Origin of the sequence: Pseudoalteromonas gelatinilytica (genome assembly GCF_001641615.1) — a bacterium.
GTDB lineage: Bacteria > Pseudomonadota > Gammaproteobacteria > Enterobacterales > Alteromonadaceae > Pseudoalteromonas > Pseudoalteromonas gelatinilytica.
In genome coordinates this window covers 1-13,907 of the sequence record NZ_LRRU01000005.1, presented here as the reverse complement: position 1 = coordinate 13,907, position 13,907 = coordinate 1, and the positions used below count along the sequence as shown (strand labels likewise).

The following is a 13,907-nucleotide window of genomic DNA, read 5'->3' as shown; positions in this document are numbered from 1 at the left end:
TTAACAGAGTTCAATGAGTGCTAATCGCCAAAATATAGACTAGAATCCACCTAGATTAGTGAAAATCACTCAAATTAAAATGAGATTAGACAAAAAAGACCAACAACTACTTAATGCTCTACAAGACAATGCAAGAACTTCTGTCTCGGAGCTGGCCCAGTCTGTTAGCCTGTCAGATACCCCTTGCCTTCGCCGCATTAAAAAGCTCGAATCAGCAAATGTGATCAGCGGTTATCATGCTGCCATCAATCCTAAAGCCGTTGATTTAAATGTGTCTGTGTATGCCTTTGTTCGCTTAAACCAAAACTCTGTTGCCGCTGCTGAGCAATTTGAACAGCAGGTTGAGAAGCTTGAACATGTGCTTGAGTGCTCTGTTATTTCAGGCAGTTATGACTATCTACTCAAGATTATTGCCGCTGATTTAGAAAGCTATGAAAGCTTTGTGAAACATAAATTAGGTAGTATTGATTGTATTGCTAACATCGAGTCGACGGTGGTTTTAAAACAAGCGTTCACTAAGCGTCATTTACCGCTCGCTTGACGCAGCTTGCTTGCAAATAAAACATAACTCGATAAGCTAAAAACAGGCTTTAAAAGGATGCTTAAAATATGAAATTCATCAACTTAGTTGCTCTTTCTTGGGCCATCAGTGGACTATTTAGCAGCCCATTAATGGCACAGCAACAAACCTGCCTTACTCAGCTTGAAGACCAAGCACTAATGATGAAAAGTAAGCGCGAAGGGCTATTTAGAGAACCATTACCAGGCAGCCATAGCACCTTTAGCTATAATATCGAGCAAGCATTTAGTGACTATTTAACCGCTGCGTACCTGCAAATTAGTAGCGAAAATCCGCGTGCTAGTTTGCCATGCCCTGTCTACACCGACACCTATCAGCAGCTTGTTGCACAAGGCGCTCGACCAGCTAACGCGACTGTTGCTGATTTAATAAGCCCATTTGAACTTAAACAGGCCGATAGCCGTAAAGCCGTGCTCTTGATCCACGGTTTAACCGACTCACCCTTTACCTATCACGACCTTGCACAGGTGTATTATCAACAAGGTTATACGGTGCGCACAATTTTACTACCTGGGCATGGTACCGCTCCTGCAGCACTTAGAGACATCGATGCCGATGATTGGCAAAAGGCTAGCGTGTATGCCATTGAGCGCACATTAAAAGACTTTGATCAGGTGATATTAGGGGGCTACTCAACGGGTGCTGCACTGGTTATTGATTACTTAACTCAAGGCCCGGTCGATAATAAAATTACGGCTGCTATGTTGTTTTCACCCGCAAGCGAGCCACACAATAAAAACGGTTGGCTGGCGAAATGGGTCGATGCGATTCCATTTGTGAATTGGATTGATAAAGATGCGGACCTTGATTTTGCCAAGTATGAGTCGTTTCCATTTAGTGCTGCCTCAGCTAGTCACGAAGCAATGAGCCGTATTAGCCTTGATGAACTACGTCATCGCCAACTGCCTAATTTAGCGATATTTAGTACCTTTAGTGATATTGACACCACAATAGATAACCAAGCAACCTTTAAGATTTTAACTAAGCTGCACGACCCAAAAACGCGCAAAAATAACCAGCTTGATCGCCTTGTATACTATGGGGATGACAAAAACATCCCAGCTAGCTTTCCAGCTGATTACCAAATAATTCGTGATGACTGCGACACCGATGACTGTAAAAAAATCAAAGGGATGTCACACATTGGTATCGTTAATAAACCCAGCAACCCTTACTACGGTCGTAAAGCTTTGTATCGCAATTGCGGCAGCTACTTAGATGACGACACGCTTTATACAGCCTGCAAATACCAAAAAGACGTTGTGATGGGTGAGCGCACAGCCGAAAATTTACAAGCGCACAAGCCCTTTGCGCGACTCACGTTTAACCCTTATTTCGATAAGCTTGCTATGCATATCAACGATTTTATCAAAGATATTGAATCGGCTGCACAATGACTGAGTTTAGCCACCGTTGGTTTAATCAAATAAGCGAGATTGATGCCGCTCTTTGGCAATCATTTTTTGATGATACGCCCTTTACAGAACACGCTTTTTTAGCTGCTTTAGAACAAAGTGGCTGTGTGAGTGAAGAGTCGGGCTGGCAACCCATGCACCTAGCAATTTACCAGCAAGAACAAGTCATAGCCCTACTTCCCGGGTATTTAAAACACCACTCTTATGGTGAATATGTATTTGACTGGGCTTGGGCTGAAGCCTATCAACAACATGGCCTAGAGTATTACCCTAAATGGCTGTGTGGCGTACCCTTCACACCTATTGCAGGGCAACGAATTAGTATAAATCACAATAAGCCCGCTGAAGTCTATGCGTATATTCAGCACATACTCACAGCAACGGTAGCGCAATTAAACTGGTCAGGTTGGCATATAAATTTTTGCCACCAGCAACAAGCGACAGCATTAACTAGCGACACCGTAATGCAACGTCATGGCGTGCAGTTTCAGTGGTTTAATGAAGGCTATAATGACTTTGAGGACTTTTTAGCTTCACTCACCGCAAGAAAACGTAAATCGCTCAAAAAAGAACGCGCTAAAATAGCTGAACAACAGATAACCATAGAATGGCTCGAAGGCGCTGACATCAACAAACAGCATATGCAGAAATTTAGTCATTTTTACCGCCAAACCTATTTGAAGCGCTCAGGCCACAATGGTTATTTGAATACCGCCTTTTTTGAGTTATTACAGCAAAGCATGGCCGACAAACTGGTGTTAATGTTCGCTAAGTATCAAGGAGAAGTGATTGCCGCCACACTCAGTTTTAAAGATCAGAACTGTTTATATGGTCGATACTGGGGAACAAATTATGAGCTTGATAGTTTGCACTTTGAGCTTTGCTATTACCAAGGCATTGAGTACTGCATTACCAATAAACTTAAAAAGTTCCATTCTGGCGCGCAAGGTGAGCATAAAATAAGCCGCGGTTTTAAGCCCGTAAATACCTATTCATTGCATCATATTCAGCACACTGAGTTTGCAGCAGCGATTAGTGATTTTATTACTAGAGAACGCCAACATATGGCGCTCTATAAAGCCCAATGCGAAAGCTTACTGCCTTTTAAACAGCAATAATTGGTTATTCGCTGGCATTTGCACATCTTCAACAAAGGTTAAGCCAGCTTGCTCTGCAAGTTGGCAAATCGCTTCAAAATCACGGATTGCACTATGTGCATCTTGCTGTTTTAAAAAAGCATCGAATTCTGCATTACTGGCACTGGTATACTTACCTTGGTATTTAAATGGTCCATAAATACACAATTTACCTTTAGGCGCTAAATGCTTTGCTACACCTTGGAAAAAGCGCTCCACCAGTGGCCAGCTAATAATGTGCATTGTATTCGCAGTGAAAATTGCATTCACTGTTTCAACCGGCCAAGGATCATTAAGGTCAAGTGTGAGTGGTGCATGCAAGTTAGTTAATGCAGCTTCTTGATGCCATTGTAAAATCCCAAGGTGATTAACCTCGCGATCACTACAGTGCCACTGTAAATGTGCTAAATGCGTTGCAAAATGCACACTATGTTGCCCTGTGCCTGAGCCGACTTCTAATACATCCGTCACATCAGAAAAGAACGCTTCTAATACGTTTAAAATAGGTAATTTGTTGTTTTCACAGGCTTGAGAGAAGGGTTTATCCATACAAATTAGTGCACCATGTTTGGTAATTAGTGCACAACAGTAAAGCAAAAATAAATAACAAAGTCGCGGTGAATTTATTAATTAAAAATATAAAGCAATAATTTTCAGCTAGTTACGAACTTTTATCAATATTGGTACAGCTTATGCTTTTTCATATGTGAATTAACCAATAGGAGCAATATTATGTATATCTCACCCTACACCGCTGTAGATGCAGCGATTGCAGCCAGCGAACGTGCTGAAAGCGAAAAAGCCGCCTTAACAAGTTGTGACGACAGAGCAACCGTGATCGATCTTCTTTCTCAATGTAACAAAGAAAATGTACAGGCGCCGAAAAAACATGAAACAGACCAGATTTTTATTCTCGGCTACAATTAATCACACACAGTTAATCCATTCAGTCTTAGCTTCATTATATAAGACTTGCACTAAAACCGATTAACTGTAATGATAACAATTATCATTACAGTTAATCGGTTTTTCTATGCACTCTCACAATGCTATGCTCCATTATCAGCGGCAAATGAAATGTGTTTGCCAAAGACCTGGGTTACATGCCCCTGCGCTTGTTGCTAACTATGTTGAAGCGGGTTTAAACATTGCACGCTATTACGAAAAGCATCACAACTTTATTTTGCAAGAGCTGTATCTAAGACGCACCTTTCATGAACTACTTGAAAAGATGTGTGATTCATTAGTGCATAATGCAATTCGTAAACAATGTTTGGCCCAGCTTTATAAACCGCAACTTGCGCTAAAGCGTTACTACAAAACTCATAACTGTATTGAAAAGTATTTCAGTTTGGAGCGAGAAGCGTGCCTTCTCAGCCAAGAATTTAACCCGATTTAGGAGTGTTTATGAGCCAATTTAGAACCGAATCAGATAGCATGGGTGAACTACAAGTCCCTGCCAATGCGTTGTATCAAGCTCAAACGCAACGCGCTATCAATAACTTCAAAATTAGTGGCTTAGCCATGCCTAAGCAATTTATCACCGCCCTCGCCTACATTAAGCAAGCTGCCGCGCAAAGTAATGCTGCTTTAGGCCATTTGAGCCAAGGTAAAGCTAAAGCCATTGAGCAAGCATGCCAAGAGGTCATCGACGGTAAACATTTTTCAGAGTTTCCTGTTGATGTATTTCAGACAGGCTCAGGCACTAGCTCAAATATGAATGCCAATGAAGTCATTGCAACGCTGGCGAGCCAATTTGCAGGCGAAACCATTCACCCCAATGATGATGTGAACATGGGGCAAAGCTCAAATGATGTGATCCCTACTGCGATTGCTGTTAGTAGCGCTATTAACATCATTTATGAACTATTTCCTAAACTCGATAAACTCAGTCAAAGCCTTCAAAACAAACAAGCCGAAGTAGGCCATATTGTGAAAACCGGCCGCACACATTTAATGGATGCTATGCCGGTGAGTTTTGCACAAACACTGGCGGCATGGCAGTTACAAGTGGATCATGCAATGGCTGGTATTCGCCAAGCACTCGAGCGAGTTTGTGAACTTGCACAAGGTGGCACAGCAGTTGGTACTGGTATTAATGCCGACCCTGCGTTTGCCGGTGAGTTTTGCCAACACTTGAGTGAGAATGTGGGTATTCGCTTTAGCCCAAGCAAAAACTTCTTTTATAACATCGGCTCACAAGATGCCATTGTTGCGCTGTCAGGTCAGCTAAAGGTACTTGCTGTCGCACAAATGAAAATAGCCAATGACTTACGCTGGATGAACTCAGGCCCTCTTGCAGGGCTTGGAGAAATTGAGCTTGAGGCTTTACAACCGGGCTCATCAATTATGCCGGGTAAAGTAAACCCAGTGATCCCTGAAGCTGCCGCTATGGTCAGCGCACAAGTCATTGGTAATGACGCCACCATTACAGTGGCTGGTCAAGCGGGTAACTTTGAGCTCAATGTAATGCTGCCTGTGATTGCCTTAAACATTTTGCAAAGTATCGAACTGCTGGCGAATAGCAGTGAAGCACTGGCAGATAAAGCGATTGCCAGCTTTAAAGTAAACCAAAGCAATGTTGATAAAGCGCTCGCTAAAAACCCAATTCTGGTTACTGCACTTAATCCGGTGATCGGCTATAGCAAAGCCGCAAAAATTGCCAAATTAGCTTATCAAGAAGGTCGTCCTATTATTGATGTTGCTGCAGAGCATACGGATATTTCGCGCGAAGAACTGAGCGAGTTACTGAACCCTGCCAAACTAACCCAAGGTGGTTTGTAATACCTATTTATTGCAGATAGGTGTAAAACTTTTATCTTACTGTAGCTCTGTGAATACAGAGCTACTTACTGAAAGCTAACGTTTTTATTGCTCCACTTTGAGCAATGTGTATGATAGTGAGTACTTATTCAACGATTTTTAGGTATGTTATGCGCTATCCTCTATTGGCAATTTTATTTCCTGTGTTATTAACTGCGTGCTCGGACGCTGCAACTAATGAGCAAGCCGAATCAACGGCAACCAGCAATAAACTTATCGAGGCACCAAAAGCCGTTGAAATAAAAAACGCTGAGGAAGTGACCAAAGCTGCCCCAGATAAAGCGACTATTAGCTCAGCCCATGAGCAACTTAAACAATTAATCGATGATCAAAGCTGTGATAACAGCAGCCAATGTAAAGTATTACCTGTTGGTAGTCGTGCTTGTGGCGGCCCAAGTAGCTTCATTGTTTATTCAACCAAAACAGCTGACACTGCTGAGGTTGAAAAACTTGCAAAAGACATCACCGCCCTTGAAAAGCAATTTAACGCAGCAAACGACATGATGAGTATTTGTCAGCATCTAACCGCACCGGGTGCGCAGTGTTCTGAGAATACTTGTGTTAGAATCGAAGGCTCAGCGGCAAGTGTATACTAAGGAATAAGCAATAATGGTTCGTTCATCGACTTTCAATAAATTTTTCATCACCACAACTGTGCTAGCAAGTATTGCTTTAAGCGGTTGCGAAACAACAACGTCGGGTAGCTCTGCGCGCGTTGATCTAGGTGATTTAAATGATCAGCTGAACGATATCGTTAGCAATAATAGCTGTACTGCGAGCTTTCAATGTAAGGTGTTAGAAGTTGGTGAGCGAGCATGTGGTGGCCCAAGTCGCTATGTGGTCTATTCAACGTTAAACAACGCACAAGAGCAAGCTGAACAACTTGCGGAGCGAATTACAGCAGCTGAAAAGTCATCTGATCAAGCATTAACCGTTAACGATTGCTCACCAGTCCTGCCTGTACAATCGCTGTGTATTTCACAGCAGTGCCAAGCAATCGAAATTAAGTAAACAATGCAATAAGGCCGGATACTATCACCACGCTGATGATACAAATCCCGGCCTTATAAATGTACTTTACTTGCATTGTATTATGCACCCAATAAGCATAAATGTAGCGAACAAAGTAACTTGCTGCAGTGCCAAATAATGCAAAAATAACTAAATACGCAAGTAAAATAATATCCACAGTCATGCCACTTCTTTAAAACAACTAGTCTCAGTGTAAGGGCTTAAAGAAGTAAAGGCAAAACCCTAGCTTTTTTTGCTGTGTGCAATGAGTAATTCTGCCACTCGCTGTTTCACAGCACGTTTATCATCAGCAGCAACACCAAACCGCTCAGCCAATAAGGCAATCTCTTCATCATTTAAGTTAAACGATAAGCGTTGTCTGGTTTTTTTCGACTTAACGTCGAGCTCCAAAATTTTACGGATCATATCTGATGGCGTAAGCTCTTGGTCAATGGCTTGCTTTTTAATTGATTTTTGCACTTCAGAGCTTAAATCAAATGCCATTTGTGTGGCTCTAACAGCTTGCTCCTGACGCTGCCATTTGGCTTTTGCATCACTCACTTGGCATCCCCAGGAAATAAGTCAACAATATCGCTAATTGGTCTAGTTAACGTCAGTGATACTTCTGTCTCACCGCCTTCCCAGATCTCAATATTTAGACTATGCGATTCATCGTCAGAGCTTAAACAGATCATTTCACACGGCTCACCACCTTCATCTTCATATCGAGGTAAAGGCTTATTACGGTAGTCCTTATTATGGAAATAACACACATAAGGTGCTTCTGATTGTTTATAGCTCGATGCTAAAAAGTGACTAAAACGCTCTGGACTATTTTGTACATTAATTGCCGTTAATTCGTCTTCATCAAAAATACGAGCAAACTCATCAAGGGTAAAAATCTCATCAACATCATCGCGTTGAATTTTGATCGCAAAGTTTGCCCACTGTTCACCGTCATCTGACTCAATTTGCAAAAACACCACTTGGCCAGATTCGCTTTCGAGTACCAACTCATACTCTGCACTACGCTGATACTGATACGTTTGCACATCAATAACACGCAGTGTCTGTCCTTTTAACCAGCTTGGGTAAGCGAACGAATCAATCACTGTTAGCATATCACCAACAAGTAATTGGCTTGGATCAGTAAGCTGACGCTCTGGGGCTTTTTTAGATTTGAAAAAGTTAAACATTGGCTGACTCCTTGTTGAAGCAAAAAAGGTAACCCAGTGCGTGGGTTACCTTTTGTTTTTCCGCTAACAGATTAGCTATTTTGCTTTGCTTTAATACGCGCCAAAATATCCGCGCTTTTCGGGCTCGTATCACCAATACCCGCTTCAGCCATTTTCGCTTTTAAATCATCGCCGTTAGTGTCAGCTTCTAATTGCTTAGCCGCACCTAACTGGTCTTGGCGGTCTTGCTGACGCTGCTTAATACGCTCTAGAGACTCACGTGCTGATGTCATTGATGAGCTATTCGTATTTAGCGTGCTGTTTACAGCCATTGTTGCTTGCTGCACACTTTCAGTCGTTTTAACCATTGTTAATTGACGTTGGTTTTCTTTAATCGACTTTTCAGCTTCTTTAACTTGCTGCTTTAGTTGCACAATGTGGTTACTAAAACCAGCTAACACTTCTTCGTTCTCTGCTTTTTCAGCTTCAAAATCACCGATTTTTTCTGCGATTTCTAATGCAAGAGCTTCGTTACCTTTTTCAAGTGCTTGGCCTGCATACGCTTCATGTTCAGCAATTGATGCATCTAGTGCGCTAATTTTACGCTTCGTTTGCATCTCTTTTGCCATTACTTCAGTCAGGCTTTTCTTAGCACGTTGTAGGGCATTTTGTGCATCAGCAATTTCTTGTTCAAAGATACGGATACCGTTTGCATCAACAATTGCTTGTCCTGCTTCACGAGCGCCACCACGTACAGCTGTAAATAGTTTCTTTAAAATACTCATAATCTTAACTCCAGAAATTGCTAATTAATCGTTTAAATAAATGGTCACGGCTTCAAGTGCATCAATCGCATTGTCTGCCAGTGTTACCAACTCATGGGTAATATCATCAAACGATGAATTAACCGATAACGCGCCAAAAATAGCGTATTTATCATCAATTTTTGCAAATGCGCTTAATGGGATTGGTACATTTAAACGTAGTAACGTTTCGTTTAACTCATTACGCATATCTGCTTGTACTTCGTCTTCAGCAAACAGGTAGCTAATACACAGTAATTGCTCTTCTGTTTGAGTAACAAAGATAGGTAACTCATCATTCCCATCGACGATAACTTGTAACACATCTTGCTCACCTTCGTTGGCAATCAAGAAAGACTCAAAGCTCACACCTTCTGTTTCAAAAGAAGCCAGTTTGATTGATAGTTCATTTAATTCCATGTCTCACCTTTTTACGTTTTGACATATTATGTCTGAGTTAAGATTTGCATAGCCGACATATTATGTCAACTATAAAATATCAATTTTTGTACAATTCGGTTTCAACTTGCCACGCTTGGCGGTAATAATCATATAAGGTTCCAGAACCTAATCTATTGACTTCAATCGTGTTTACTTGTTCAAAAAAATGATTCGGAAACACAAAAGAAGCCAATAAATATTCTTTGCTTACCCAACGAGATGGCACGGGTAATTCGTTAGTTTCACGAATTCGCTGACTTGCTGATTTGCCAGCGGTAGTCGCGATTGTCCAACCCCATTGACCAAACGAAGGAATATTTTGTTGGTATTGCTCAACATAACCAAAACCCGCAGCTTTCATTGTTTTAGCAATACTCAAAAATGCTTTCTTCGCATGATAAGGGGATGTTGATTGCACAGCCACAGCCCCGTCAGGTGCCAATAACTGACGTACATGATTGTAAAAATAGTCACTGTACATCTTATTGAGATCAGGGTGATTAGGGTCTGGTAGGTCAATTAAAATAGTGTCAAAGCGCTCGCCTTTTGCCAGCATTGCTTCGACCTCTAAAAAGGCATCTGCAATGCGAATATCAGCACGAGGGTCGCTCATAGAATGTTTATTTAGCGCTGTTAAACGTGTTCTGATTTTCTCTGGCGCATCATAGTCGCCAACATCATTACCAAATAAGTTTAACAGCTGACCATCTAAGTCAACCAGAGTGACATGCTCTACTGGCCACTTCAAAACATCACGTAATGCAAGCCCGTCACCGCCACCGATGATCAACACGCGGTCATGGCGATTTGAGGCCAACATAGCAGGATAGACAAGCATTGAATGATAAATTTGCTCATCCACACTTGAGAACTGTAAACGACCATTGAGGTAAAGATCAGTAATTGCATTGGGCTGATTGCGACTCAAACGCTCAGTTAACACCAAATGCTGATACTTAGTTGCTTGCGAGTAGATGACTTTATCTTTGTATAAAACATTGCTTAGATTTTTCATCCAGTTAGTGCCAAGCACGAGCACAAACGCAAAAAACACCAACAACAGTACATGGCAAACTAACAGTAACTTAGCGAAGCGAACGTGTTGATGATAGCGCCATAAAAATACGAGACCGGCAATAATATTAAATAACGCTGTCCACGCTGCTGCTTGCATAATTGGCATCGCGAGCATAATGCTCACCCAAATCGCAGCACCTATACCGGCACCGATATAATCAGCCCCGTAAATGGTGCCCGCATTGTTCTCTAAAAAGCGCCCATAGACTTGCTGGCGAATACGCGCAATTAACGGGATCTCCATACCAATTAATAGCCCAAGTAATAGACCAAACACATAAGGTAAAAAACGAGACCATTCTTGCAGCCTTTCAAACACGTAACCATTAAGTACCGTATCTGCAGGCAGGTTAAATATTTCGGAGAAGATATGCGGCAATGAATAACTGACAGCGATAACACTTGCTATCGCTAAAATACAGCCCATGCCGACCAAAGCAATAATGCTCTCAAGCCAAGCAAAAGCAGTAAATGCATCTTTAAACCAACGAGCTAAAAAGGCACCGATACCCATAGCGACAATCATGGTGCCAATCATGGCATATATGGCACTCTCGACCGAGCCTAATACACGACCAGCATAATGAGATAGAAGATATTCATAAATAAGGCCGCACCCAGCGAGTACGGCCATAACAGATATTAATAGGAAATCATGCCCAAGTAGATTGGCTCTACTTGGGGCGCTTGTTGTAGTAGACACTAATTAGGCACCTAACAAGGTTGCCATAGTCGAACCAATCGCAAATGAGATTGCTGCAGAGATAGCAGCTACACCTACGTTCTTCTGACGGTTCACTTCGTCTGAAATATCACAACCAGATAGGATGATTTTGATAGTCACTAAGTGTAGTAAAATGAAGGCAACTAAACTTACCGCTGCACTTAATGCCCAGTAACCTAAACTAGCTACAATATTGTCAGCCGCATAAGGAGCAATACCTGATGCAGCCGTTAATGCCAATGCACTACCCACTAAAAAGCCAGCGTAACGAATACCCACAGCTAAGTTGCCGTCAATAACCGCTTGTTGTAAGCAATCGCCACTGCGATTAGTACGTTTGAATAACTGCACGCGATATTGACTGATCAGTAGCATCGCAATGCTGCCAATTGCAAAGGCCGCGATCACGATTGGAATACCATGCCAGCCTTCGGTTGCCACCCAAAATAAAGCTGAGCGAATCACAATAGCGACACTCACTACATGACCAAAATCAATCAGTGCAGCAGTCGCATTACCTTTTACGATTTCGTCGTGCAGACTCACTTTGCGAAGCGCTACTTTGTCTTGGAAGAAATGACCTAGCTTAATAAGTACAATCGCCATCACACCATATCCAAGCATTTGTAATGCTTCTTGTTGCAAGGTTGGTGCAAATGAGCCGCTGCTCACGCCACTTAGAACAATAGCCAGTGCCACAAGTCCTGCCGCAAAGCTAATACCAAAAGCAAAATTATCACGCTCAGTTATTTCATCATTAGCGTGTAAGTTAGATACCCAGCCTTTGATAAATTTTAGGCTGACAAATAAAGCGATAATGATTGCAAAGTCGATTGCTAAAGCTTGCAACGACCAAGTTGTTATTCCATTAAATTCATACATGTGTTGTAACTCCGGTGGTTATTCTTTTCACTACTTACCGCGGCTAATGCCACGTGATGTTCTGCTCGAGCTGTTGCGTAATGACCCAGAGCTTTTACTGTAACTACTGCTAGAAGCATAGCTACTGCGTGTGCGTGGCGGCGTATAGCTGCTACGGCTTAATCCAGATGCACCACTGCGCTTTGTGGCATACGGACTAGTGAATTGTTTACCTTGGCGTTGATAAGACTGTCGAGTACGCGTCTCTACCGTTTGTTGTGCTTTAATCTGTTTTGGGCTCGAATAACGATAACGGCCATAGTCATTGTAATAGCTATACTTTCTATGGCGGCTCCAGCGACCATATTCAACTCGGTCGAATACATCGCCCAACATGCGATACATACCGTACCAAACCCAAAAACTGGTACCGCTGCTATTTGTTTGCCATTGCCCATAGTTAGGGTTACCAACTAACTGGTTACCAACACTTTCACCTTCAGCAGCTTCACTAATTGCACCAACCCGCGCTAGTGAGCCTTGCGACATATCGGCAAGCATATTGATAGGATCTGTCAGCGCATCCTGAAATAAAGACGGTTTGGCAGCATCACGAATAAGATCAAGTTGATGAAGGGTATCTTCATAAGGGGGTATTAGATAAGTAGACTTAACCTCAGCTAAGCGTTGTGTAAGACCTGAATAAATAGCCCCTTCACGAGTAGCATCAAGACTAATTACTCGCGCGATCTCAGAAAGTTGCGGCTGCTGCTCAGCAAGCACTTGTCCGTATTGTTTAAGTATCGTCGCATTACGCAAAGAGCCATTATCAAGCGCTGTACCAAGTTGATTTAATTCAACTTCAGCTTTTTCTATGGATTGTTGTATTGTTTGTTTCAGCTGCTCTTCTTTCGACTCACAGCCCATAAGCAAGCTTACCAAACAAAACAGGCTAATAAGTTTCCAAGCTTTTATTTGAGACATTCATGTCACCTGATTGTGGTTTAAAAACGCAAATAGTTTTACATAGCTCAAGTGCTAAACCAAGATTAAAATTGCAACAAAGGGTAAATTGGGTGGTAGGTTACATAAGTTAGCGAGAGTAAAGTTAGCGAGGGGAAAGTTTTAAGGTCTGGCGTAGGTTGGGTAGAGCGCAGCGAAACCCAACACATCACAGAGCTATCAGCTTTCAGCCTTCAGCCGCGCGGTGTGGGTGTTTGGTGCTGTGTCTCCCTCTGGCTCTAGGCTCTAGGCTCTAGGCTCTAGGCTCTAGGCTCTAGGTTCTAGGTTCTAGGTTCTAGGTTCTAGGTAAAGTGTACTTGTAGGAATGGCTTTAGCCGTGAATGTGTTTGTTATGGTCTAGATTCGGCACTGAAGTACCTCCTACGGGGTTTTGTTGCTGAGGGTGACTCTTCACTAAACAACCCCACAGATCAACTGACATCTACTATCTGACGTCTGATGTCTCCTGTCTATTCGGCACTGAAGTGCCTCCTACGGGGTTTGTTGCTGAGGGTGACTCTGTACTAAACAACCCCACAGCTCAACTGACCTCTAATATCTGAAGTCTGATATCTCTTGTCTATTCGGCACTGAAGTGCCTCCTACATGGGGTTGTTAGTGAGGGTGACTCTGTACTTAACAACCCCCCTACAGTTCAACTTTACCCTTGCTAACTAGCCACTCGCTAACTGACGTTGGGTTTCGCTGCGCTCTACCCAACCTACCTGAAGAATGAATAGGGCACGTTATGTGGATAGCTCTAAACGCAAAAAAGCCCGACTCTTTCGAATCGGGCTTTCTCTAATTTGGAGCCTGGCGATGTCCTACTTTCACATGGCAAATGCCACACTATCATCGG

General features: G+C 42.5%; 17 protein-coding genes. 8 read left to right on the top strand and 9 right to left on the bottom strand.

Annotation, left to right across the window (positions count from 1 at the left end; genetic code table 11):
- Nucleotides 1–79 precede the first annotated feature (79 nt).
- From NH153_RS02320 to NH153_RS02310, 3 genes are all read left to right on the top strand, one after another.
- A complete protein-coding gene (locus NH153_RS02320; RefSeq protein ID WP_063700583.1) occupies nucleotides 80–541 on the top strand; it encodes an Lrp/AsnC family transcriptional regulator in 462 nt (153 codons plus the stop codon).
- Nucleotides 542–609: 68 nt separating this feature from the next.
- Complete coding sequence (locus tag NH153_RS02315; RefSeq protein ID WP_063700581.1) at nucleotides 610–1,977, top strand: alpha/beta hydrolase; 1,368 nt, start codon at nucleotides 610–612, stop codon at nucleotides 1,975–1,977.
- Nucleotides 1,974–3,113 carry a GNAT family N-acetyltransferase gene (locus NH153_RS02310; RefSeq protein WP_063700579.1) on the top strand — a complete coding sequence of 380 codons (1,140 nt, stop codon included), beginning with the start codon at nucleotides 1,974–1,976 and terminating at the stop codon, nucleotides 3,111–3,113. The genes NH153_RS02315 and NH153_RS02310 overlap by 4 nt, the downstream gene beginning before the upstream one ends.
- On the opposite strand, the gene NH153_RS02305 is transcribed toward NH153_RS02310, so the two are convergent.
- Complete coding sequence (locus NH153_RS02305) at nucleotides 3,090–3,680, bottom strand: DUF938 domain-containing protein (RefSeq protein WP_063700577.1); 591 nt, start codon at nucleotides 3,678–3,680, stop codon at nucleotides 3,090–3,092. The two genes, NH153_RS02310 and NH153_RS02305, sit on opposite strands and share 24 nt — an antisense overlap.
- Nucleotides 3,681–3,863: 183 nt before the next feature.
- On the opposite strand from NH153_RS02305, the gene NH153_RS02300 reads away from it, so the two are divergent.
- The 5 genes from NH153_RS02300 (at nucleotide 3,864) to NH153_RS02280 (ending at nucleotide 6,965) form a co-directional block, all read left to right on the top strand.
- Nucleotides 3,864–4,058, top strand: coding sequence for a hypothetical protein (locus NH153_RS02300; protein ID WP_036974335.1), 195 nt, complete (start codon nucleotides 3,864–3,866; stop codon nucleotides 4,056–4,058).
- Nucleotides 4,059–4,203: 145 nt separating this feature from the next.
- Complete coding sequence (locus tag NH153_RS02295) at nucleotides 4,204–4,530, top strand: hypothetical protein (RefSeq protein ID WP_058585360.1); 327 nt, start codon at nucleotides 4,204–4,206, stop codon at nucleotides 4,528–4,530.
- Nucleotides 4,531–4,538: 8 nt separating this feature from the next.
- Nucleotides 4,539–5,915, top strand: coding sequence for a class II fumarate hydratase (locus tag NH153_RS02290; protein WP_063700575.1), 1,377 nt, complete (start codon nucleotides 4,539–4,541; stop codon nucleotides 5,913–5,915).
- Nucleotides 5,916–6,064: 149 nt separating this feature from the next.
- Nucleotides 6,065–6,550: a hypothetical protein gene (locus NH153_RS02285; protein ID WP_063700573.1), complete on the top strand. Its 486-nt coding sequence runs from the start codon at nucleotides 6,065–6,067 to the stop codon at nucleotides 6,548–6,550.
- 13 nt (nucleotides 6,551–6,563) lie between these two features.
- Complete coding sequence (locus NH153_RS02280; RefSeq protein WP_063700571.1) at nucleotides 6,564–6,965, top strand: hypothetical protein; 402 nt, start codon at nucleotides 6,564–6,566, stop codon at nucleotides 6,963–6,965.
- Here NH153_RS02280 and NH153_RS21825 read toward each other — a convergent pair.
- The 8 genes from NH153_RS21825 to NH153_RS02240 form a co-directional block, all read right to left on the bottom strand.
- Nucleotides 6,958–7,143 carry a hypothetical protein gene (locus tag NH153_RS21825; RefSeq protein ID WP_054554683.1) on the bottom strand — a complete coding sequence of 62 codons (186 nt, stop codon included), beginning with the start codon at nucleotides 7,141–7,143 and terminating at the stop codon, nucleotides 6,958–6,960. The genes NH153_RS02280 and NH153_RS21825 overlap by 8 nt on opposite strands.
- A 65-nt stretch (nucleotides 7,144–7,208) precedes the next feature.
- Nucleotides 7,209–7,526 carry a hypothetical protein gene (locus NH153_RS02270; RefSeq protein WP_063700569.1) on the bottom strand — a complete coding sequence of 106 codons (318 nt, stop codon included), beginning with the start codon at nucleotides 7,524–7,526 and terminating at the stop codon, nucleotides 7,209–7,211.
- Complete coding sequence (locus NH153_RS02265) at nucleotides 7,523–8,161, bottom strand: hypothetical protein (protein ID WP_055199258.1); 639 nt, start codon at nucleotides 8,159–8,161, stop codon at nucleotides 7,523–7,525. The genes NH153_RS02270 and NH153_RS02265 overlap by 4 nt, the downstream gene beginning before the upstream one ends.
- Before the next feature lie 71 nt (nucleotides 8,162–8,232).
- Nucleotides 8,233–8,925, bottom strand: a complete 693-nt coding sequence (locus NH153_RS02260) for a PspA/IM30 family protein (protein ID WP_063700567.1) — start codon at nucleotides 8,923–8,925, stop codon at nucleotides 8,233–8,235.
- A gap of 24 nt (nucleotides 8,926–8,949) precedes the next feature.
- Complete coding sequence (locus NH153_RS02255) at nucleotides 8,950–9,363, bottom strand: YjfI family protein (RefSeq protein ID WP_063700564.1); 414 nt, start codon at nucleotides 9,361–9,363, stop codon at nucleotides 8,950–8,952.
- 79 nt (nucleotides 9,364–9,442) lie between these two features.
- Complete coding sequence (locus NH153_RS02250; protein WP_420820056.1) at nucleotides 9,443–11,095, bottom strand: polyamine aminopropyltransferase; 1,653 nt, start codon at nucleotides 11,093–11,095, stop codon at nucleotides 9,443–9,445.
- A 72-nt stretch (nucleotides 11,096–11,167) separates the two neighbouring features.
- Nucleotides 11,168–12,067 carry a DUF350 domain-containing protein gene (locus tag NH153_RS02245; RefSeq protein WP_062566277.1) on the bottom strand — a complete coding sequence of 300 codons (900 nt, stop codon included), beginning with the start codon at nucleotides 12,065–12,067 and terminating at the stop codon, nucleotides 11,168–11,170.
- A 30-nt stretch (nucleotides 12,068–12,097) separates the two neighbouring features.
- Entirely contained in the window at nucleotides 12,098–13,030 is a 933-nt protein-coding gene (locus NH153_RS02240) for a hypothetical protein (protein ID WP_063700561.1), read from the bottom strand.
- Nucleotides 13,031–13,907 lie beyond the last annotated feature (877 nt).